This window comes from Geobacillus thermocatenulatus (assembly GCF_002217655.1).
GTDB lineage: Bacteria > Bacillota > Bacilli > Bacillales > Anoxybacillaceae > Geobacillus > Geobacillus thermocatenulatus.
In genome coordinates, this window is record NZ_NEWK01000002.1 from 1 (window position 1) to 23,012 (window position 23,012).

Sequence of the window (23,012 nt, forward strand, 5' to 3'; positions counted from 1 at the left end):
TAGTCAAAGCTACAGGGGGAAGAAGAGTGGCCCCGATGATCCTCAAGATCATTATCCAGGAACATCGCGAAAAGTCCAACCCCGATGTGGTGCGATCCACGGGGGGGAGGGGCGCGCCCCTCCCCCCCGTGGGCAAATCACTCAAGCATATACGATTGTCAAGGAGCATATCCAACTGGAAATTCGATTTAAAAATCTTTCTAAACATACTATACGAGGGGGAGAAAAGGTGTACGAGTTGCTCATGCCAAGCCGGGTGGTGTATGGACGCGGAACGTTGGGGGAGGTGGGCCAACAGGCGAAGGCATTTGGGATAAAAGCGCTCATCGTCAGCGACCCGGTGATGGAAAACATCGGGGTGGTTGCCCGCTGCGCGCAATATTTGCAAGAAGCAGGGCTGCCGTTTGCGAAGTATACAGGAGTCGACAGCGAGCCGACGGATGTTCATGTGAAAGAGGCGCTTGACGTCTGCCGAAGCGAGCGGTGCGATGTCGTCATCGCCATCGGCGGCGGCAGCAGCATCGACGCTGCCAAGGCGGTCGCCGTCATGATGACAAATGAAGGGGAGATTGGCGATTATGTCGGCAATCAGAAACGGTTTGCCGAAAAGCCGCTGCCGCTCATCGCCATTCCGACGACGGCCGGAACGGGTTCGGAAGTGACGAAAGTAACGGTCATTATCAATACGAAGACGGACGTCAAAATGATGATTTCCCAGCCGGCGCTCCTTCCCGCTGTGGCGATCGTCGACCCGCTGCTCACGGTTTCGTGCCCGCCGTCCGTCACCGCGGCCACGGGCGTCGATGCGCTCTGCCACGCGATCGAGGCGTACATTTCCCGGCGCGCCCATCCCGTGACCGATGTGTTGGCGCTCTCTGCCATCGAAGCGATCGTCGGTTACTTGCGCCGGGCGTACGAAAACGGCCAAGACATCGAAGCGCGCGAGAAGATGGCAGTTGCGGCCATGAAAGCCGGCATGGCGTTCTCCAACGCTTCCGTGACGCTCGTGCACGGCATGTCGCGGCCGATCGGCGCGCTCTTCCACGTACCGCACGGCGTCTCGAACGCGATGTTGCTGCCGGGGGTGCTTGAGTTTACAAAAGACAGCGCCATCGAGCGGTTGGCGGTTATCGCCCGCATCATCAAGCCGTCTCTCAAAGATGTTTCCGATGCGGAAGCGGCTGATGCGCTGGTGGAGGAAGTGAAGCAGCTTTGCCGCGATTTGCGCATCCCGAATATGAAAACGTGGGGCATTGACAAAGCGGCGTTTGACAAGGCGGTCGATAAAATGGCAACCGACGCGCTCGCGAGCGGCAGTCCAAGCAACAATCCGAAAGTGCCGACCCATGAGGAAATCGTCGCCTTGTACCATTATTGTTACGACTATCAGTACGACACAAATCCCATTAGCCACGGATAAGGCAACGCCCAAGCCGCTGGCGCAATCGATTCGCTGCGTAGGGAAGTACACGTGCACGGTTGGCGATCAGGCATGCGGCGGGCGTTTGCATCGATTCGCCCGCCGGCGTGCCCTTGGCGCTCTCTTATACTCGATTTTCTAGAAAGGTGGTTTCGTTCATGAGTTTTGTCACGGAAACAAAAACGTTGAAAAACTTTATTGGCGGCCAATGGGTCGCGTCAACATCCGGAAAAGAGGAAATTGTGCCGAACCCGGCCACTGGGGAAGTATTGGCGAAAGTGCCGCTTTCCTCGCGCGAGGAGCTTGATGCGGCGGTGGCCGCTGCGAAAGAAGCGTTCCGCGAATGGCGCAAAGTGCCCGTTCCGCGCCGCGCCCGAATTTTGTTCCGCTGCCAGCAGCTGCTTGTCGAGCATTGCGAAGAACTTGCCCGCCTTGTGACATTGGAAAACGGCAAAGTGTACGAAGACGCATACGGCGAAGTGCAGCGCGGCATTGAGTGCGTCGAATTTGCGGCGGGAATTCCGACGCTTATGATGGGCCAGCAGCTGCCGGATATCGCGACCGGCATTGAATCGGGCATGTACCGCTACCCGCTCGGCGTCGTCGCGGGCATTACGCCGTTCAACTTCCCGATGATGGTGCCGTGCTGGATGTTCCCGCTTGCCATCGCCTGCGGCAATACGTTCGTGCTGAAGCCGTCCGAGCGGACGCCCATGCTGGCCAACCGCTTGGCGGAGTTGTTCACCGAAGCCGGCCTGCCGCCGGGAGTGCTCAATATCGTGCACGGAGCGCACGAGGTGGTCAATGGCATCCTGGAGCATAAAGACATTAAAGCCGTCTCGTTCGTCGGCTCGCAACCGGTCGCCGAATATGTGTACAAAACAGCCGCCGCCCACGGCAAGCGCGTACAGGCGCTCGCCGGCGCGAAAAACCATTCGATCGTCATGCCGGACGCCGACCTCGACATGGCGGTGACGAACATCATCAACGCCGCGTTCGGTTCGGCAGGTGAGCGGTGCATGGCGTGTTCGGTTGTCGTCGCCGTTGGTGATATCGCCGATGAGTTGGTCGAACGGCTCAAAGAAGCTGCCGACCGCATTCAAATCGGGAACGGACTTGACCAAGGCGTCTTTTTAGGCCCGGTCATCCGCGAGGCGCATAAAGAACGGACGATCAAATATATTGAAATCGGCGAAAAAGAAGGGGCGCTCCTTGTCCGCGACGGCCGCCGCGACTCGGCGACAAGCGGAAAAGGGTACTTCATCGGCCCGACAATTTTCGACCATGTCAAACCAGGCATGACGATCTGGACGGATGAAATTTTCGCCCCGGTTCTGTCGGTCGTCCGCGCCCGCGATTTGGACGAAGCGATTGAGATCGCCAACCGGTCGGAATTCGCCAACGGCGCCTGCATCTACACGGACAGCGCCAAAGCGATCCGCCAGTTCCGCGAAGAAATCGACGCCGGCATGCTCGGTGTCAACGTCGCCGTCCCGGCGCCCATGGCGTTCTTCCCGTTCTCGGGCTACAAAAACTCGTTTTACGGCGACCTTCACGCCAACGGCCGCGACGGCGTCGAGTTTTATACGAGAAAGAAAATGGTGACGGCGAGATATCAATAGATAAACAATGAAGCAGCCCGCTTGGATTCGGGTTGCTTTTTTATCGCCCTGAATTGGCAGGAAAATCCTTAGGGGAATTTATCGATGTATTGCGTTCGAAGGCGATTCCTTGGATGGAATATACGGAGGAACACATCAAAGATAATTGGGACACGGTGCAACAATTGAGCAATGAAAATTAGGGATCACAATGAGTAGGGTTACGGTCAACTCTACACCGATTATAGGTCTGTCGATCGTTGGTCAATTGACTCTTTTGTCTGACCTATTTGATGGAGTATATGTTCCGGAAGCTGTCTATCAAGAAATTGTTCATCACCATGCCCCACGCCATTATGGAAAAGAAGAGCTCAAACGATTGGTCAATGAGGAGGTGTTTCGACTATACCATGTAAAAAATCGCAGCCTTGTTGAAAGTTTATATGGAAAATTCCATGCCGGGGAGTTAGAAGTTATTATTGGAGAGAAAGAACTTGGCGCTCAAGCCGTTGTGATGGATGAGCATGCTGCTAGATCATTGTCGAAACAATTCTTTTTAAGGCCTATCGGTACAATTGGAGCTTTGATTCTGGGGAAGAAAAACAGGAAAATAGCGGAAGTCAAGCCGCTGTTAGATAATCTGCTTGACAATGGATTTTATCTCTTCCAACGTCTCTATCGAGAGGCGTTGTCGTTGGCAGAAGAAACGCCGTAACCCCGCCCGCCGCGCGGGGCTTTTCTTTTTTAACCCCTGTCAACAACCCCCTTGACAAAATCGCGTTTACTTCTCATTGAAGGCCGGTTGTAAGCGTTTTAAGATAAAGGTACAGTCAAGCAGAAAAGGAGGAACAGCTTTATGACGCATACAACCGGAAACGAAACAGGCTTCCGTGTGAAGATTCAGCGGTTTGGCAGTTATTTGAGCGGCATGATTATGCCGAATATCGGCGCATTTATCGCCTGGGGGCTGATTACCGCCCTGTTTATCCCGACCGGGTGGCTGCCGAATGAGACGTTTGCGAAGCTTGTCGGACCGATGATTACGTATTTGTTGCCGCTGTTGATTGGCTATACGGGCGGCAAAATGATTTATGACGTCCGCGGCGGCGTCGTCGGGGCGACGGCGACGATGGGGGTCATCGTCGGTTCGGACATCCCGATGTTTTTAGGCGCGATGATCATGGGGCCGCTTGGCGGTTATGTGATCAAAAAAGTGGATGGATTGTTCCAAGGGAAAGTCAAGCAAGGATTTGAGATGCTTGTCAACAACTTCTCGGCCGGGATCGTTGGCGGCGTGTTGACGCTGCTTGCCTTTAAAGGAGTCGGCCCGGTCATCTCGCTCATCAGCAAAACATTAGCGGCCGGAGTGGAAAAAATCATTGACTGGCATTTGTTGCCGCTGGCGAACTTGTTCATCGAGCCAGGGAAAGTGCTGTTCTTGAACAATGCCATCAACCACGGCATTTTAAGCCCGCTTGGCGTCGAACAGGCAGCGAAAACGGGAAAATCGATTTTGTTCTTGCTGGAAACGAACCCTGGTCCAGGGCTGGGGATTTTGCTCGCGTATTGGTTGTTTGGCAAGGGGATGGCGAAACAATCGGCGCCGGGGGCGGTCATCATCCACTTCCTTGGCGGGATTCATGAAATTTACTTCCCGTACATTCTCATGCGCCCGATTTTGATTTTGGCGGCGATGGCGGGCGGCGTCAGCGGGGTGTTCACGTTTACCATCCTCAACGCCGGGCTGGTGGCGGTGCCGTCGCCGGGAAGCATTTTCGCTTTGCTGGCGATGACGCCAAAAGGGAACTACTTCGGCGTGTTGGCGGGCGTGTTCGTCGCCGCTTCGGTATCGTTCCTCGTCGCGTCGGTGTTCTTGAAATCGGCGAAACAAAAAGAAGAGGAAGAAGACTTGGCGAAAGCGGCGGAAAAAATGCAACAGTTAAAAGGGAAACAAAGCCAAGTGGCGGCCGCGTTGCAGCAACAAGAGGAAGTGGCAGCGGCGGTGGCGGAACAGGCCGTCCCTGTACGGGTGAAAAAAATTGTCTTTGCGTGTGATGCCGGAATGGGCTCAAGCGCGATGGGGGCGTCGATTTTGCGCAACAAAGTGCAAAAAGCCGGCCTCGATATCGAAGTGACGAACACGGCGATCAACCAGCTGCCGGCTGATGCCGACATCGTCGTCACCCACCAAAACTTAACCGACCGAGCGAAAGCAAAATTGCCAAACGCCTACCACGTATCGGTCGAAAACTTCTTAAACAGCCCGAAATACGATGAGTTGATTGAACAATTGAAAAAGAATGCGTAAATCGGCATGAAGCGCAGGGGAATGGCGTTCCCCCTGCGTTTTGTTTTGCGGAATCCGGCTGTTTCGGTGGGGCAGCCAGCGGGTTTCGTTTGGTGCCGAAACAGGAACTGTGAATGTGAAATTAAAATCTGTCAACAATAACAATGACGAAAAAGAAACATCTATTCATTGTCAAACAAAGAAAAAAGCCCTTACAATAAGTGATGAGGAACTGATTGGTTAATGTAAAACTGTCAACAATACGATCGAAGATGGGAGGTGAACGGCGATGTACGTATCGGCACGGGAGCGGAAGTTGCTTGAGCGTTTGTTGGCGAGCGACCGTGATTTGACCGTCGGCGAGCTGGCCGAGGAGCTGAACGTCAGCGCCCGCACGGTCCACCGCGATTTGCAAGGGCTCGAATCGGTGTTGCGCCGTTACGGGCTCGAGCTTGTCAAAAAGGCGGGTGTCGGCATCCGCCTTGTTGGGAAGGAAGAAAACAAACAGGCGTTGGCCGCAGAGCTGCTCCGCCTTTCCCATCATGAATATACACCGGAAGAACGGCAGCTCATGATTTTAATCGCGCTGTTGGAAGCGGCCGAGCCGGTGAAACTTGTCTCATTGGCGAACGACTTGAACGTGACGGTGGCGACCGTCAGCCTTGATTTGGACAAATTGGAACAAACAGTCGGAGCGTACGGGCTTTCGCTCATCCGCAAGCGCGGGTACGGGGTGGAACTGGCTGGTTCGGAATCGGCGAAGCGGCGCCTGATCAGCGATTTGTTGTTCCGCCATGTCAATGAACACGAATTTTTGGCATTGATGAAAGAGACGATCCAAAGGCGCGCTGACGAGCCGCTTGATACGATGGCGGAAAAATTGCTCGGGTTCGTCGACCGGAAAAAGCTCGCCATCATCGAGCGGCAAATCGAGCAAGTGAAAGAAACGTTCCCGTTTACGATGGCCGATAGCTCGTACATCGCCTTTGTCGTTCACCTGGCGCTTGCGATCGAGCGCATCCAACGGGGAGACGCGATCCATTTTGACCCGCATGATTTACAGGCGCTGCAAGCGACGAACGAATACGAAATCGCCCGTGCGCTCGCCGAATCGCTGGAAAAGGTCTTTGGCGTTGACATCCCGAACGAAGAGATCGGCTATATGACGATGCACTTGATGGGAGCGAAATGGCGCAGCCGCCAAGGGACGATGATGGAGGAAACGAGCTTAGCTGTCGGCATGAAAGCGCAGCAACTCATCCGCTTTGTCAGCCGCGAACTTGGCATCGATTTATCTGCCGACCGCACGCTGTACGAAGATTTGATCGTCCACTTGAAGCCGGCTCTGTACCGTTTGGAGCACGGGATGGGAGTGTCCAATCCGCTGCTTGCGCAAATTAAGCGGGACTATGCGGAGCTGTTCGCCATTGTCGCAGAAGGGGCAAAGCAACTGTTTGGCAGCGTTCCGATGCCTGAGGAGGAGATCGGTTATTTGGTGCTCCATTTTGCCGCCGCGCTTATGCGGGAGAGAAAAGGGTGGCGGGTGCTCGTCATTTGTTCGAGCGGGCTCGGCACGGCGAAAATCTTGGCGACAAGGCTGAAAAAAGAGATTCCGGACATCGTTTCGCTGGAACAAGCGTCCGTGTTTGAATGGAAAGAGAAAGATGCAAGCGCGTATGATCTTGTCGTCTCGACCGTGCCGCTGGCCGATGAAGCCGGCTCGTATTTTACCGTCAGCCCGATGTTGACGGAAGAGGAAGCGTGGGCGATTCGTGAATTTTTAGAGCGAAAATCGGCCGCTGAAAAGCGGATGAGGAAAGAGTCAACCGCACAGAGAAACAGGCCAGCGCTCGAGGCGATGAAGGCGGTTCGGCGCATCAGCGAGACGATCGTCCACCTGTTGGACGGTTTTTCCCTCGAGGTGGTCAAGGGGCGCTCTGTTCATGAACTATTGGCGGACGCGTGCCGCCGCCTTGAACGAATTGGCGTCATCGTCGATGCCGATGTCGTCATCGAGGAGCTGCGGCGCCGTGAGTCGCTTGGCGGGCTTGGCATCCCCGGCACCACATTGGCGCTGTACCACGCCCGAAGCTTCGCGGTTCTTCGCCCATCGCTTACGATGTACCGGCTTGATGCGCCGCAAACGGTGCCCGGCATGGACGGAGAGCCGATGGAGATCAACACGGTTGTGCTGCTGCTCGGGCCGTCAGATGCCGATAAGGAGATGCTCGCTGTGTTAAGCGAGGTCAGCTCCTTGCTCGTGAAGGATGAGCAAATCCTTGCCGTTTTGGCGCATGGCGGCGAGGAAGAAGTGTATTCACTTGTCAGCGCCCATTTGGAGCAATTTTTTGATCATTACTGGACATCAACGAAGGAGTGAAAAGGATGGCAGCTCATTCGATTTTAAACAAAGAAAACATTGTGCTAAATGCCCAACCAAAAACGAAAGAAGAGGCGATCCGCCTTGCCGGTGAAGTGCTCGTCAAGCAAGGGTATGTCGATCCGGCGTATGTGGATGCGATGCTTGAGCGGGAAGAACTGACAACCACGTATATCGGCAACAGCGTCGCCATTCCGCACGGAACGGAAGCAGCCAAAGCGCTTGTGAAACGGTCCGGCATTTCGATCGTGCAAGTCCCGGGAGGCGTCGATTTTGGCGGCGGCAATACGGCTCTGATTGTGATCGGCATTGCTGGCAAAGACGGGGAGCATTTGGATATTCTGTCAAAACTGGCGCTCGTCTGTGCGGAAGCGGACAATGTCGCCGCCATGGCGAACGCGAAGACAGAAGACGATATTCTTGCGCTGCTCCATGAGGTGAACGGCTGATGCAGGCGGTTCATTTTGGCGCTGGCAACATCGGCCGCGGCTTTATCGGCAGCTTGCTGGCGGCGTCGGGATATAAGGTCGTCTTTGTCGATGTCAACGAACAAATCGTCCGCCTGCTCAAGGAGCGGGGGGAGTATCGGGTCATTGTTGCCGGCGAGCGGCAAGAAGAGCAATGGGTGCGCGACGTTTCGGCGTTGAACAGCCAAACAGAGCGGGAGCAAGTCATCGCGGCGATCGCCGCCGCTGATTTGGTCACGACCGCCGTCGGCCCGCACATTTTGCCGGCCATCGCCCCCCTTGTTGCCGATGGGCTCAAGCAGCGGCTGGGCGTCCAGCAAACTCCGCTTCATGTCATCGCGTGCGAAAACATGATCGGCGGCACGGAGACGTTGAAGCAACACATATTTGCCCATCTTTCTGAAGCGGAACAACAGCTGGCGGGCGAATCGGTTGGCTTTCTCAACTGCGCGGTTGACCGCATCGTGCCGAACCAAACGAACGATGATCCGCTGGCGGTGACGGTCGAGCCGTTTTTCGAATGGGCGGTTGAAACGCGCAACGTCATCGGCGCGGTTCCATCCATTCAAGGGGCCCACTTCGTCGCCGACTTAGGCCCGTATATTGAACGAAAGCTGTTCACCGTCAACACCGGCCATGCCCTTGCCGCCTACTTAGGCTACCTAAAGGGATGCGAAACCGTGCAAGAGGCGATGAAAGACAGCGCCATTCGGGCGGGCGTCGAACAGGCGCTCAGCGAATCCGGAGCGGTGTTGGTGAAAAAGCACGGTTGGGAGGCAGATGCGCACCGCACGTATATCGAGACGACGATTGGACGATTCATGAATCCGGCGCTGTCCGACGACATCATCCGCGTCGCCCGCTCGCCGATCCGCAAACTTGGACCGAACGACCGCCTCGTCGCGCCAGCCGTGCAATATTGCGCCTTATTTGGCAACGTCCCACACGGCTTGGCTAAAGGAATCGCCGCCCTCCTGCGATTCGATGATGCCCGCGATGCGGAAGCCGCCGCCCTTCAACAAACAATCGCCCAGCACGGGATCGAAGGCGCGCTTCGGCAATATGCAGGCCTTGAGAGTGGGCACCCGCTTGTGGCGGCGGTGAAGGACGAGTACGGAAGAATGGAGAAAAACAAAAGCTGACCGTCTTGCAAATGTCGTCGACCTCCAATCGTGCAAAAATCCCGGGGGATCGACGACAATGTTTTTTTGCGTCAAAATCCTACAAACAACACGGCTGAACGGTATTGACAGAATTTTTGAAACGTGATATTCTGAAAACAACTCAGAGAGAAAAAGCTTGATTTGATGCGTATGGTTTGGGTTTTTATCGTACCTATGAGGGATTGAAACTTTTTTGTGTAAAAAAAGCGGAGCTATCACTCCGCGTTTTTATCGTACCTATGAGGGATTGAAACCATCAAACTGGGAAAACCAAAAAAGCGTTACTTGATAGTTTTTATCGTACCTATGAGGGATTGAAACCAAAAATATATTACAATAATCATGAAATAAAAGAAAAGGTTTTTATCGTACCTATGAGGGATTGAAACATGTAAAACATGCCCCCTATATGCTTTTCAATTGCCCTGAGTTTTTATCGTACCTATGAGGGATTGAAACTAATTTTATTATTCCCAACCTGCCAACCGTTTCCGGTTTTTATCGTACCTATGAGGGATTGAAACATTTTTTCACGTCTGAATATCCAATTAGCTTCATGTGTTTTTATCGTACCTATGAGGGATTGAAACCAATGCAAGCCATTTCGCTATTTTCTGCGTTGTTAGTTTTTATCGTACCTATGAGGGATTGAAACTTGTAGTATCAGACAGCGGCGCTGAACCGCTGGCGTTTTTATCGTACCTATGAGGGATTGAAACAAAGTTCAATACCAGCACCAAGGCGCAATAGCTTTGGTTTTTATCGTACCTATGAGGGATTGAAACATAATTGCGCCTCCGCCTCGATTTCTTCCCGTGTGTGTTTTTATCGTACCTATGAGGGATTGAAACGTAAAGGCACACTCTCGGCAGGCGGAAGTGAAGTGGTTTTTATCGTACCTATGAGGGATTGAAACGTAAAGGCACACTCTCGGCAGGCGGAAGTGAAGTGGTTTTTATCGTACCTATGAGGGATTGAAACAGAGATCCATCCAGCAATTTGCTCCTCATCTACTCCAGTTTTTATCGTACCTATGAGGGATTGAAACTAATATTCAAAATCTTCTGCTGCCACGATGAAACTGGTTTTTATCGTACCTATGAGGGATTGAAACATTTTTTCGTTCCGAATCTTTTTGGCGACTTCGGGTTTTTATCGTACCTATGAGGGATTGAAACCCGCAAGGGAATGGTAAACTCCCGCCGCGACGGCCGTTTTTATCGTACCTATGAGGGATTGAAACGATATTATTTTTGAGGGGTATAACGCGTTTAAGACTGTTTTTATCGTACCTATGAGGGATTGAAACTGGGGTCATGGTTTCGTGCATATAAGAGCGATAGAGTTTTTATCGTACCTATGAGGGATTGAAACTTTTGTTAATGGTGCTTATGTTTTTAGGGCTGTGAGTTTTTATCGTACCTATGAGGGATTGAAACCCTCGTCTATTTCCTGCTCAACAAAGCCATCACGCGTTTTTATCGTACCTATGAGGGATTGAAACAGTCCGATCAGGTTGTCCAAGTCGAGCTCAATGACAGCGTTTTTATCGTACCTATGAGGGATTGAAACCCGAAAAGATTTGATAATCCTTCACCGCTACGACAAGTTTTTATCGTACCTATGAGGGATTGAAACTCGCGTGTCGCAAGTTGATTCCGATTTCGGTACGGTGTTTTTATCGTACCTATGAGGGATTGAAACTCCTTCTCTCTTTAAGGACTCGCTGGCGTCCTTTCTGTTTTTATCGTACCTATGAGGGATTGAAACACACACCGAGGGAACAGGCATGACACAAGATATTCCGTTTTTATCGTACCTATGAGGGATTGAAACCTTCAGCAAGTTCTTGTTGATACTGTGTCACAAGGTTTTTATCGTACCTATGAGGGATTGAAACACTGTTGCGATGACGCGCTTCTTGTCGTCAATAATCTTGTTTTTATCGTACCTATGAGGGATTGAAACTGACGAATGGTCGATCCCATGCGCTCGCTCAACGGTTTAGTTTTTATCGTACCTATGAGGGATTGAAACATTTTTCGTCAAATGTTATTTTTTTGTAGATTACTTGTTTTTATCGTACCTATGAGGGATTGAAACTCGAGAATTGCGAGTTGAGCGAAGAAATCGCGAGCTTAGTTTTTATCGTACCTATGAGGGATTGAAACCGTTGGTCGGAGGCGGCATATTGATTATTCTTTATGCGTTTTTATCGTACCTATGAGGGATTGAAACTAAAATAAGATACCTGCAATTCCACACATAGGCTTGTTTTTATCGTACCTATGAGGGATTGAAACTGACGATCACTTTCCCACCGTCAACCGCTATGACGTTTTTATCGTACCTATGAGGGATTGAAACTCCCAGCGCACGCTCGGATTCATCACGCGCGGAACAGTTTTTATCGTACCTATGAGGGATTGAAACACAGCTCGAACGCTTTCTCTGACACGTTGCATTCCGTTTTTATCGTACCTATGAGGGATTGAAACTCGCTTGACTGACGTTGCCGTTGAAAATATATGACTCGGTTTTTATCGTATCCTATGAGGGATTGAAACCCAGCCTAAATCGCGACTTGGCCTATTATGTTGGGTTTTTATCGTACCTATGAGGGATTGAAACAAAAGTGAAGCACATCGGATAGCTCCTCAAAATAGCTGCGTTTTTATCGTACCTATGAGGGATTGAAACATTCCAACAAAAACACGGCGTATTGCTCCCATGTCGTTTTTATCGTACCTATGAGGGATTGAAACTTTTTCTATCGCCGGTCTCAATATAACCGCTTTTCGTTTTTATCGTACCTATGAGGGATTGAAACTATAACACTTTTGCATATGTAGATGTCATGGTGATCGGTTTTTATCGTACCTATGAGGGATTGAAACTATTCATAAAGAGCTTTTACTTCATTCATATTAAGTTTTTATCGTACCTATGAGGGATTGAAACAGTTTTGTTCCCGTCTTCTCGATCCCTCCCGAGTTTGTTTTTATCGTACCTATGAGGGATTGAAACGCGCTAATCGCCGATAAACTATTAACGTTCAGCTTAGTTTTTATCGTACCTATGAGGGATTGAAACTTGTGCAATTTGTTGTAATTCAGTAATTACATTTCGCCAGTTTTTATCGTACCTATGAGGGATTGAAACCATCGAATGGTTAGAAAGAAATGACAAAGGCGCTATGGTTTTTATCGTACCTATGAGGGATTGAAACGTTTCCATATTTCTCAACCAGAGAGCGAATCGAATCGTTTTTATCGTACCTATGAGGGATTGAAACAACCGCGTCATCCCCGACGCGGCGGCGGGATAGAGGGTTTTTATCGTACCTATGAGGGATTGAAACTTCACCAAAAGACAAGACAACGAACAACGAGCGGGTTGTGTTTTTATCGTACCTATGAGGGATTGAAACGTTTACGCCGTAATATCGCTCTCCCATGTATTTCGAGTTTTTATCGTACCTATAAGGGATTGAAACTCTTGGAACTGTGGCAAAAAGCATTAGTTGCCGCAACGTTTTTATCGTACCTATGAGGGATTGAAACCGTATAACCCATATAAATACAGTAGCTTTGTAACGTATGAGTTTTTATCGTACCTATGAGGGATTGAAACTATTTTTCATTCAAACGAATAAAATGAAAAACATTAGTTTTTATCGTACCTATGAGGGATTGAAACACACATCTGTTCAACAGTTAAATCACGTGGTACAGGAATACATTTTTATCGTATCTGTAGAGGACTGAAACACTACAGTACCGTACAACATTTTCCCTCTCCGATGCAGGAGTTTCCGTCTGTACTTGCGAATGGATATACTGGAACACGTTCAAAGAGAGGTGATCAAATGGCCATTGATCATGACCGATTGTTCAAAGAGCTGATTCAAACGTTCTTCGAAGAGTTTCTTCTCCTCTTTTTCCCCGACATGCACGAACACATTGATTTCCGCCATTTGTCCTTCCTGTCCGAAGAACTGTTCACTGATGTCACGGCAGGTGAAAAATACCGCGTCGATCTATTGGTCGAGACGAAGCTGAAAGGGGAAAATGGGCTGATCATCGTTCATGTGGAGAACGTTCCGATCGCTGTCTTCAGCCATGATGCCCTTCGCGAGGAACCATCCGTGTTCTCAATCGCGTTTCCCTTTGGCGACGTGCTGCAGTTTCGCTTTTTCCCCGTAGAGCTGCGCAAGAAACATTGGAGAGACTACATCCGGCATGACAATCCGATCGCGGCTGCCCTCCTTGGCAAAATGGGGTATACTGAAAGTGAGAAAGTCGAGTTGAAAAAAGAGTGTTTGCGCATGTTGGTTCGATTGGAGCTGGATGAGGCGAGGCAGCGGCTCTTGTTGGGCTTTTTTGAAACATATGTGAAGCTGTCGGAGGAGGAAGAGCAACAACTGCAAAGAGAGGTGAAGGCGATGGAAACGAAAGAAAGAGAAAAAGTGTTGGAGCTGATCATTTCCTATGAGCAAAAGGGAAGGAAAGAGGGATTGGAAGAAGGAATAAAACGCGGGATTCAACAAGGAATCCAGCAAGGAATGAAGCAAGGAATGAAACAAGGAATGAAACAAGGAATGAAACAACTGATCCGCAACATGGCGCGCAAAGGAATGACGGTGGAAGACATTGCCCGGTTGGTGGATCTTCCAGAGGAAGATGTTTGGGAATTGCTTGAAGAGTAATGGAATCCAATACAAAAGGCGGCCATTTAACGAGGACAGTTGGCGGCGGCAAAAGAGGCAGATGAAATCACTGATTCGTAAGTGATCGATTGTAGAAAACGGATGATCGTCCGGTCACATGAAAGAGGAGGAACAAAAATCAGAAAGTATGTACCGTGCCAACGTTTTATGCACCGTCGGCCTTGAAAGGCAGGCGGCCTTTTTTTGTTATGGGGCTCCGGCGTTCCGCTAGGCGTCTTGGCCATATGAGATCATGTCGGCTATATGTCCATGAACAAAATGCACAAAATTCATTTTATTTTCAAAAACTTCACACTCATCCCACAGCATGGTAAGGTTGTGATTGAAAACGTTATCAAAAACAAGGGGGCAAGGGAGAAATGAAGAAAACGAAATGGTGGGGATTGCTCGCCGCAGGGATGATGACACTGGCTTTGGCGGCCTGTGGGGGCAATGAATCGGCAGGGTCGAAATCATCCGGTTCGAACTCTGGCTCATCGGCCTCAAACTATCCGACGAAGCCGATTACGATTGTTGCTCCGTCTGGGGCGGGCGGCGGTTGGGATTTAACGGCCCGCGCCATTGTGAAAGTGCTCGATGAGACGGGGCTCGTCAAACAAACGATGACGGTCGAAAACAAACCGGGCGGCGGTGGGGCGGTTTTTATGGCTGAGTACGCCACCCAGGATGTCAAAAACGATTATAAGTTGTTTGTCAACTCGCCGCCGATTATCATCAACAACCTGAAAAAAGAAGGGAACAGCCCGTTCGGCTACAAAGACACAACCCCACTCGCCCAGTTGACAAAAGACTTTGGCGCGATTGTCGTTAAAGCGGATTCGAAGTTTCAAACGTTGACCGACTTGCTGAACGCCATTAAGCAAAATCCGAAATCCGTCACCATTGCCGGAGGGTCGGCGCCAGGGTCGATGGACCACTTAGTGGCGATTTTGCCGATTTACAAATCCGGCATCGATCCAAAATCAGTTAAGTACGTTTCGTACGATGGCGGCGGAGAAGCGATGGCGGCGCTGCTTGGCGGCAATGCGGATGTGATTGCGACGGATGCGTCTTCGGTTGGCGAATATTTGAAAGCCGGCAAAGTGCGGGTGCTGGCGGTTTCCGCTCCGGAACGCCTCGGCGGAGTGCTGAAAGACATGCCGACGATGAAAGAGCTTGGCGTTGATGCCGAGTTTACGATTTGGCGCGGCGTGTTCGGGCCGAAGGAAATGTCTTCGGAAGCAAAAGCGTTTTGGGAAGAGACATTGAAAAAACTGTCTGAGCATGAAAAATGGAAAGAAGAGCTGCAAAAACAAGGTTGGGAAGCAGAGTACCGCAATTCCGAAGAGTTTACGAAATTTTTACAAGAGCAAGAGCAGCAAGTCGGCGACCTGCTGAAGTCGCTTGGGATGCATAAATAACTCGAGGGGGAAGAGTATTCTTCCCCTTTTTCCAAAAGCGGGAGGGAAAGCGATGAACAAAACGGCTGACCGTATCGCGGCGGTGGCGTTTTTGGCTTTGGGCGCTTTGTTTATGGTGGAAAGTTTGCGCATATCGAAAAGCGCCTACGGCAGCGCTGTCGGGCCGAATGTGTTTCCGTTTTTGCTTGGACTTGTGTTGGTTTTCTTAAGCATCAAACTGTTGTTGGAGACGAGACGTTATTCAGAGGCAACAAGCGAGAAACAGGCTAGGCAATATAAAAAGTTTCTTGTTATTTTCATCGCCGCCATTTTCTATGCGGGGCTGCTTGAAATGGTTGGATATGTGATCACGACGTTTCTGTTTCTTGTGATTGGGTTTCAAACGATGGAAAAAGGGGCGCTGTGGAAATCGATCGCCCTTGCGGCTAGCTTTTCCCTCGGCGTATATGGCCTTTATGTGAAACTGCTGCAAGGAACATTGCCGAGCTGGCCGATTTGGTTCCAATGAAAGGAGGGGCATCATGGACACACTATCGTTTTTGCTTGAGGGGTTTCAAACGGCGCTTCAGCCGCATAACTTGTTGTTTGCGTTTATCGGGGTGTTGATCGGCACGGCGGTCGGCGTGCTTCCTGGGATTGGGCCGATGAGCGGGGTGGCGCTGCTCATTCCGGTGACGGCGTCGATGACAGCGGGCTTGAGTCCCGAGCAGGCGGCCGCCAGTTCGATCATTTTGTTGGCAGGCGTCTATTACGGAGCGATGTACGGCGGGTCGACGACGTCAATTTTGTTAAACACGCCCGGGGAATCATCGTCTGTTGTCACGACGCTGGACGGCTATCAAATGGCGCGTCAAGGCCGGGCTGGGGCGGCGCTGGCGATTGCGGCGATCGGCTCGTTTGTCGCCGGGATTGTGTCGCTCATCGGCCTTGTATTATTAGCGGAGCCGCTGTCCAATGTCGCCTTGAAGTTCGGTCCGGCCGAGTATTTTTCGCTCATGCTGCTGGGGCTTGCCGCGGTGAGCGGCCTTGCCGGCAAGTCGATGACGAAAGCATGGATCATGACCGTCTTTGGCCTGCTTCTTTCCACGATCGGGCTGGACAATGTCTCTGGCGTCGCACGCTTCACGTACAACATTTCCTATTTGTACGGGGGGCTGGAGTTTTTAACCGTAGCGGTCGGGTTGTTTGCGTTAGGGGAAGTATTCAAGTCCATTCTCCATAATGAGATGAACGACGGGGACATTGCCAAAATCGGGCGCATCTTGCCGACCAAATCGGACTTGAAAGAAAGCGCCGGCCCGATCGCCCGTGGGTCGCTGCTTGGGTTTTTCATCGGCGTGCTGCCGGGAGCCGGAGCGACGTTGGCCTCGTTTTTCTCTTATATTCTTGAAAAGAAAATCAGCAAACATCCAGAAAAATTTGGACAAGGGACGATCGCCGGCGTCGCGGCGCCCGAGTCAGCGAACAACGGCGCGTCTGGAGGCGCCATGATTCCGCTGTTGACGCTCGGGATTCCAGGGTCTGGGACGACGGCCATTTTGATGGGAGCGCTCATTATGTACAACGTCCAGCCAGGTCCGCTATTGTTTGATGAACATCCGGCTGTCGCCTGGGGATTGATTGCGAGCATGTTTATCGGAAATGTGATGTTGTTAATTCTCAACATGCCGCTTGTGAAACTATTTGCGAAAATCATCCAAACACCGACGAAGTATTTGTTGCCGCTGATTATCGCCATTTCTATATTCGGTGTGTATGCGGTGCAAGTGACGACGTTTGACGTGTTTCTATTGTTGGCGTTTGGACTGCTCGGCTATTGGCTGGCGGAACACGACTACCCGCTTGCGCCTCTTGTATTGGGGCTTGTGCTGGGGCCAATGATTGAAAACAACATGCGCCGGGCGTTGACGGCATCCAACGGGGACTATCTCGTGTTCGTTGAAAAGCCGATTTCGCTCGTCTTGTTGGTCATCGCCTTGTTGTGGATTGCCGTGCCGTTTTTCATGAAATTACGAGGAAAAACCGTCATTGTCAATGAAGATATGTAATAATAGAAAGAAAGGCTTTCTTCCTTAAATAGTTGGAGGATGGTCTTTCTTTTCATTTTTTCGTTTGGGGGACAGCACGATGAAATTGCAAACAAGATTGATGATGATCATTTGTTCGCTGCTTTTGTTTGTCATCGTGTTTCTTACGTTTTTATTCCAACATATGTTTGCTGAGACGCTCAAACAACAAATCGGCATGCGGGCGCTGAACGTGGCGGAAACCGTCGCGTCCACGCCGCTTGTGCGCGAGGCGTTCCGCGACCCCGATCCGTCCGTGCGCTTGCAGCCGTTTGCCGAATATATTCGCCGAAAGACAGGGGCGGAATACGTCGTCATCGGCAACCGCCAAGGAATCCGCTATGCTCACCCGCTGCCGGACCGGATCGGCAAGCCGATGGTCGGGGGCGACAACGGCGAGGTGCTCAAAGGCAAGGCCATTATTTCGGAGGCGGTTGGTTCACTCGGTCCAGCGATCCGCGGAAAAGCGCCGGTTTTGGATGAAAACGGACATATGATCGGCATTGTTTCGGTCGGTTTTTTGCTAGAGGATATTCGACAAACGGTGTGGTCATATAGCCTGAAGATTTTTCTCTTCTCTGTTCTTGCCCTTTTGCTCGGAGCGGTGGGGGCCGTGGCGATCGCCAAGGCGGTGAAGAAATCGATTCATGGCCTTGAACCGGAAGAAATCGGTTTGCTCTACCAAGAAAAGCAAGCGATTTTAGAGGCGATTCGCGAAGGAATTGTGGCCATCAATCAAGAGGGAACGATTACAATGGTCAACCGAACGGCACTGAAGCTGCTTGGGTATGAGAACGAACGCGATGTGCTGGGAATGCCGATCTTGCAGCTTATTCCCCACTCGAGACTGCCTGAAGTCATTCGGACGGGGCAGGCGGAATTTGACGATGAAATGGCGTTAGGTGAAGAAACGGTCATTGCAAATCGCATTCCGATTAAAGATAAAACGGGCCGCGTGATCGGAGCGGTGTCGACGTTTCGAAACAAATCGGAATTGTATCGCTTGACCAAAGAGTTATCGCAGCTTCGCAGTTATGCCGATGCCTTGCGCGCGCAAACGCACGAATTTTCCAACAAGCTGTATTTGATCTCTGGCCTGATTCAACTAGAATCATATGAGGAAGCGCTTGAACTGATCGCAAAAGAGACCGACTTGCAACAAAACATCGTTCGGTTTGTGATGAAGGAAATTCCCGATCCGATCATCGGCGGGCTGCTGATCGGCAAGTTCAATCGCGCCAACGAGCTGAAAATTGTGTTTGAGATTGATCGGGAAAGCAGTTTCCGTGATGTGCCGCCATGGATGGACCGGGACCATCTAGTAACCATTATTGGAAATGTAGTAGATAACGCCATGGAAGCCGTTCTCCATAACGGAAAGAAAGAGAAACGGGTGGCCGTTTTTTTGACTGATCTTGGCGATGATTTAATTATTGAGGTTGAGGATAACGGATTAGGCATTGACCCAGCTGTAGCGGAACGGATCTACGAGCGCGGTTTTTCAACGAAGGCTGCCGGAGGGCGGGGGTATGGGCTTGATCTAGTGAACCGAGCGCTCGCGATGCTTGGCGGGCAAATCACCTGCCAGTCGAAACAGGAAGAGGGGACGGTGTTTACCGTCATGATTCCGAAAAGGCTGAACCGCGCCCATCTATGCTGAAAGAAAGCGCGGGTCTATGCATCACAATATCTCGGAGGGAAGCAGAGGGATGATTCGTGTACTCATTATTGAAGACGACCGCCGCATTGCGGAAATTAATCGGCGCTTTGTCGAGAAAGTGAGTGGTTATGAAGTGGTCGGCATCGCCACGAACGCTGAAGAGGCAAGGGAATTGACGGAGGTATTGCGGCCAGACATGTTGTTACTTGACGTCTATTTTCCCAATATGAACGGCCTTTCGTTTTTGAAATGGGTGCGAGAGCGTTTTTCCGATATCGATATTATTATGATCACCGCAGCACGGGAAGTGGAGGCGCTGAAGCAAGCGCTGCATGGCGGAGTGTTTGATTACATTATCAAGCCGATTATGTTCGACCGATTCGTCGACACATTGCATCGATATAAAGAGTACTATGACAAAATGCAACGGTGGGTGAAAGAGAAAGAGTGGATTGGCCAAGAAGAGGTTGATGCCTTAATGGGAAGAGAAGTGTCCGTTAAGGAACAGCCCATGTTGCCTAAAGGCATTCAGCCGTTGACCTTAGAAAAAGTGTTGGCGGTTGTGAGACAGTGCCCGGAAGGCATCACCGCTGAAGAAGTGGGGCGGCAAATCGGCACGAGCCGCACGACGGCTCGTCGTTACTTGGAGTATCTCGTCTCTGTCGGCCAGGTGACGGCCGATATTGCCTATGGATCCGTTGGGCGGCCGGAACGAGTTTACAAGAAGAAAATGTAGATATGGATTTTCAAAAATGAAACATGCATTATATGGATAAAGAAAGAGAGGAGAGCGTCTTGGCTGTTTTTAGCGGCATTTTATTGCAAGTGATGGTTCCGATGTTATTGATTGTCGGCTTGGGGGCAGGGCTTCACCGCTTCTTTCATCTTGACCTCAATACGTTATCCAAATTGAACATGTACGTCCTGTTGCCGGCAGTCGCATTCATCAACGTGTATGACAGTGAGTTGAATGGAAAGGTGTTGGCGGCCATCTTAGAATTTCTCTTGTTGCAAAACAGCGGACTGATCGTTTTGAGTATGATGATGGCCAAGTTGTTCAAATTAGAACGGAGTTTGTCAGCCGTATTTCAAAACACCATTGTGTTGAACAACTCAGGTAATTTCGGCATCCCGGTCAGTCAGCTTGTATTTCATCAACATCCGCTCGGGGCGACGATTCAAATTATGGTGACGATCTTTCAAAATTTCTTGACGAATACATATGGGGTATATCAGTTCGTATCCGGGAATGGAAAAAGGGAGAAATGGACTGCGGAGATATGGAAAAATCCCGTCCTTCACGCGCTGTTGCTCGGTGTGGTCTGTCGATGGCTTCACATCTCCATCCCATCATTTCTATGGGCGCCGCTTCAGCGGGTCGCCGATGCGTTTTTAGCCATCGCTCTCTTTACGTTGGGAGCGCAAATCGCCTACGCCCGGTTTACTGCCTTGCCGCCGCTTGTGTATGTGAGTGTGCTTGGGCGCCTGATGGTGTCGCCGCTGTTGGCTGCGTCTTTGATCTTTCTATTAGGAATGGATGGCGTGACGGCTCAAGCGTTGCTGATTGCCAGTTCGTATCCATGTTCACGCAATACGGCGCTGTACGCGCTCGAGTATGACTGCCACCCCGATTACGCCGCCCAGGCAGTGCTGGTGTCGACCTTGTTGAGCGCCATTACCGTGACAGGCACAGTATATGCGGCCCGCCTGCTGTTTCCGATTGGCGGATGAAAACAGGGGGCAAGCTGTCGTCGACCCCCAATCGTGCAAAAATCCCGGGGGATCGACGACAATGTCTTTTCGCGTCAAACTCCTACAGCCAACGCAGCTAGACCGTATTGACAGAATTTTTGAAACGTGCTATTCTGAAAACAGCCAAAAGGGGAAAAGCTTGATTTTATGCGCATGGTTTTGGTTTTTATCGTACCTATGAGGGATTGAAACCTCTTATGCTTCTCATATGCTTCTTTCGCTTTTTCGTTTTTATCGTACCTATGAGGGATTGAAACTACGTAAAACTGGATGTCCACGATTTTGACGCAGTCGTTTTTATCGTACCTATGAGGGATTGAAACCCTTTTACTCAAATGAGAAACCAAATCCGTCGACAAGTTTTTATCGTACCTATGAGGGATTGAAACTACGTAAAACTGGATGTCCACGATTTTGACGCAGTCGTTTTTATCGTACCTATGAGGGATTGAAACTAATTTCGTTAAGTTTTATGTTCAGAATCAATTGTAGGTTTTTATCGTACCTATGAGGGATTGAAACATAAAGGAGAGGATTCTATTATGAAAAGCCTTGTGGTTTTTATCGTACCTATGAGGGATTGAAACTCGTTTTTCTTTTTCCTTTTTCGGCGACAAAATACACCGTTTTTATCGTACCTATGAGGGATTGAAACTTTTTACCGTAGAGGCGTTGACAAGTGACCAATACGAGTTTTTATCGTACCTATGAGGGATTGAAACTCAAAAAACGGTTCGAGCCCATGAAGGAACACAGCTGGTTTTTATCGTACCTATGAGGGATTGAAACACGCTAAAGACAGCTTAAAATATGGAGATTTTTATTGTTTTTATCGTACCTATGAGGGATTGAAACCTTTGAACGCCAACTTGAAAAATGTTACAATTTCTAGTTTTTATCGTACCTATGAGGGATTGAAACCTGGGTGTGGTTCGAGGAAGCCTTTGAAATCGAGACAGTTTTTATCGTACCTATGAGGGATTGAAACCGTCCGATCGCAAACGAATATTAATTCGCTCATCTCGTTTTTATCGTACCTATGAGGGATTGAAACTAATCGGTCTAAATGCTCCTTGATAAAGACATTCGGCAGGTTTTTATCGTACCTATGAGGGATTGAAACACAGAAGAGCAAGTCAAGGCATTCCGAATTGCAGACAAGTTTTTATCGTACCTATGAGGGATTGAAACTTCATCGTGCAAAAAATCATGTTCCAGACCAAGGTCGTTTTTATCGTACCTATGAGGGATTGAAACTGAAACGACAAACATTCGGCAATTTCGCGTCACGACAGTTTTTATCGTACCTATGAGGGATTGAAACTCAAGTGGTAATTTTGGACCGGCTGAATTTTAGGATTCGTTTTTATCGTACCTATGAGGGATTGAAACTTCAAATTTCATCACATTGTCTACATAACGAATCAGTTTTTATCGTACCTATGAGGGATTGAAACAAAAATTCGGCGTAATGCAGCACCTCGAAAACGCCGGTTTTTATCGTACCTATGAGGGATTGAAACAACGTACCGCCACGCCACCTTTCGGTTGCGTTTGCGTTTTTATCGTACCTATGAGGGATTGAAACTTTCTTCGTTGGCTAGCGTTGGTCTTTCGGTGATGGTGGTTTTTATCGTACCTATGAGGGATTGAAACCCAGACGACCGGAAAGAAAGTCCGGTCGCTTCGAACTGTTTTTATCGTATGAGGGATTGAAACTCTTTCCAGAACGGGATAATTTGCTCGCTCGGAATCGTTTTTATCGTACCTATGAGGGATTGAAACTAAAGGGACGTCCGGAGCATCATGTGTCCAACTTTGTTTTTATCGTACCTATGAGGGATTGAAACAAACGAAAGTCATGACAATGTGACGAGGGTAACGAGTTTTTATCGTACCTATGAGGGATTGAAACTTAGCTTTTCCGCTTTTGATTGCAGATGTTGCTAACGTTTTTATCGTACCTATGAGGGATTGAAACAATTTCAGTGCCAACTGTGTGATCAAATGGAATTTGGTTTTTATCGTACCTATGAGGGATTGAAACTACTTTTTTCTATTTGCTTTCGTACGGCATTTCCGTTTTT

General features: G+C 49.9%; 14 protein-coding genes and 4 CRISPR repeat arrays (1 of these 18 running past the window's edge). All 14 genes read left to right on the forward strand.

What is annotated here, in order from left to right; translation table 11 throughout:
* The first annotated feature begins 229 nt into the window (after positions 1 to 229).
* The 14 genes from B9L19_RS08820 (at position 230) to B9L19_RS08890 (ending at position 20,904) form a co-directional block, all read left to right on the forward strand.
* Positions 230 to 1,420 (forward strand): iron-containing alcohol dehydrogenase, encoded by a 1,191-nt coding sequence (locus B9L19_RS08820; protein ID WP_047753030.1) that lies wholly within the window; start codon positions 230 to 232, stop codon positions 1,418 to 1,420.
* Positions 1,421 to 1,578: 158 nt separating this feature from the next.
* Complete coding sequence (locus B9L19_RS08825) at positions 1,579 to 3,042, forward strand: CoA-acylating methylmalonate-semialdehyde dehydrogenase (protein ID WP_047753019.1); 1,464 nt, start codon at positions 1,579 to 1,581, stop codon at positions 3,040 to 3,042.
* Between the two features lie 190 nt (positions 3,043 to 3,232).
* Entirely contained in the window at positions 3,233 to 3,736 is a 504-nt protein-coding gene (locus B9L19_RS08830) for a PIN domain-containing protein (protein WP_025950845.1), read from the forward strand.
* A 141-nt stretch (positions 3,737 to 3,877) separates the two neighbouring features.
* A complete protein-coding gene (locus B9L19_RS08835) occupies positions 3,878 to 5,329 on the forward strand; it encodes a PTS mannitol transporter subunit IIBC (RefSeq protein WP_089113912.1) in 1,452 nt (483 codons plus the stop codon).
* A gap of 268 nt (positions 5,330 to 5,597) precedes the next feature.
* The gene (locus B9L19_RS08845; RefSeq protein ID WP_047753021.1) at positions 5,598 to 7,688 is read left to right on the forward strand and encodes a BglG family transcription antiterminator; all 2,091 of its coding nucleotides are present in this window, start codon (positions 5,598 to 5,600) and stop codon (positions 7,686 to 7,688) included.
* A 5-nt stretch (positions 7,689 to 7,693) separates the two neighbouring features.
* On the forward strand, positions 7,694 to 8,137 hold the full coding sequence (locus tag B9L19_RS08850) for a PTS mannitol transporter subunit IIA (protein WP_047753022.1): 444 nt from the start codon (positions 7,694 to 7,696) through the stop codon (positions 8,135 to 8,137).
* Positions 8,137 to 9,297: a mannitol-1-phosphate 5-dehydrogenase gene (locus tag B9L19_RS08855; protein WP_047753023.1), complete on the forward strand. Its 1,161-nt coding sequence runs from the start codon at positions 8,137 to 8,139 to the stop codon at positions 9,295 to 9,297. Before B9L19_RS08850 ends, B9L19_RS08855 begins: the two co-directional genes overlap by 1 nt.
* A gap of 180 nt (positions 9,298 to 9,477) precedes the next feature.
* A CRISPR array of direct repeats spans positions 9,478 to 11,817; the repeat unit is 30 nt; unit sequence GTTTTTATCGTACCTATGAGGGATTGAAAC.
* Positions 11,818 to 11,919: 102 nt separating this feature from the next.
* A CRISPR array of direct repeats spans positions 11,920 to 13,017; the repeat unit is 30 nt; unit sequence GTTTTTATCGTACCTATGAGGGATTGAAAC.
* A gap of 169 nt (positions 13,018 to 13,186) precedes the next feature.
* Entirely contained in the window at positions 13,187 to 14,026 is an 840-nt protein-coding gene (locus B9L19_RS08860; RefSeq protein ID WP_089113913.1) for an RpnC/YadD family protein, read from the forward strand.
* Between the two features lie 380 nt (positions 14,027 to 14,406).
* The gene (locus tag B9L19_RS08865) at positions 14,407 to 15,447 is read left to right on the forward strand and encodes a Bug family tripartite tricarboxylate transporter substrate binding protein (RefSeq protein WP_047753025.1); all 1,041 of its coding nucleotides are present in this window, start codon (positions 14,407 to 14,409) and stop codon (positions 15,445 to 15,447) included.
* Between the two features lie 52 nt (positions 15,448 to 15,499).
* The gene (locus B9L19_RS08870; protein ID WP_047753026.1) at positions 15,500 to 15,955 is read left to right on the forward strand and encodes a tripartite tricarboxylate transporter TctB family protein; all 456 of its coding nucleotides are present in this window, start codon (positions 15,500 to 15,502) and stop codon (positions 15,953 to 15,955) included.
* A 13-nt stretch (positions 15,956 to 15,968) separates the two neighbouring features.
* Positions 15,969 to 17,495 (forward strand): tripartite tricarboxylate transporter permease, encoded by a 1,527-nt coding sequence (locus B9L19_RS08875; RefSeq protein ID WP_047753027.1) that lies wholly within the window; start codon positions 15,969 to 15,971, stop codon positions 17,493 to 17,495.
* Between the two features lie 79 nt (positions 17,496 to 17,574).
* Entirely contained in the window at positions 17,575 to 19,173 is a 1,599-nt protein-coding gene (locus tag B9L19_RS08880) for an ATP-binding protein (protein ID WP_025950854.1), read from the forward strand.
* A gap of 49 nt (positions 19,174 to 19,222) precedes the next feature.
* On the forward strand, positions 19,223 to 19,909 hold the full coding sequence (locus tag B9L19_RS08885) for a response regulator (protein ID WP_025950855.1): 687 nt from the start codon (positions 19,223 to 19,225) through the stop codon (positions 19,907 to 19,909).
* A gap of 59 nt (positions 19,910 to 19,968) precedes the next feature.
* Positions 19,969 to 20,904, forward strand: a complete 936-nt coding sequence (locus tag B9L19_RS08890) for an AEC family transporter (protein ID WP_047753028.1) — start codon at positions 19,969 to 19,971, stop codon at positions 20,902 to 20,904.
* A gap of 183 nt (positions 20,905 to 21,087) precedes the next feature.
* Positions 21,088 to 22,582: direct repeats of the CRISPR family, unit length 30 nt; unit sequence GTTTTTATCGTACCTATGAGGGATTGAAAC.
* A 98-nt stretch (positions 22,583 to 22,680) separates the two neighbouring features.
* A CRISPR array of direct repeats spans positions 22,681 to 23,012; the repeat unit is 30 nt; unit sequence GTTTTTATCGTACCTATGAGGGATTGAAAC; it runs 288 nt beyond the window's last position.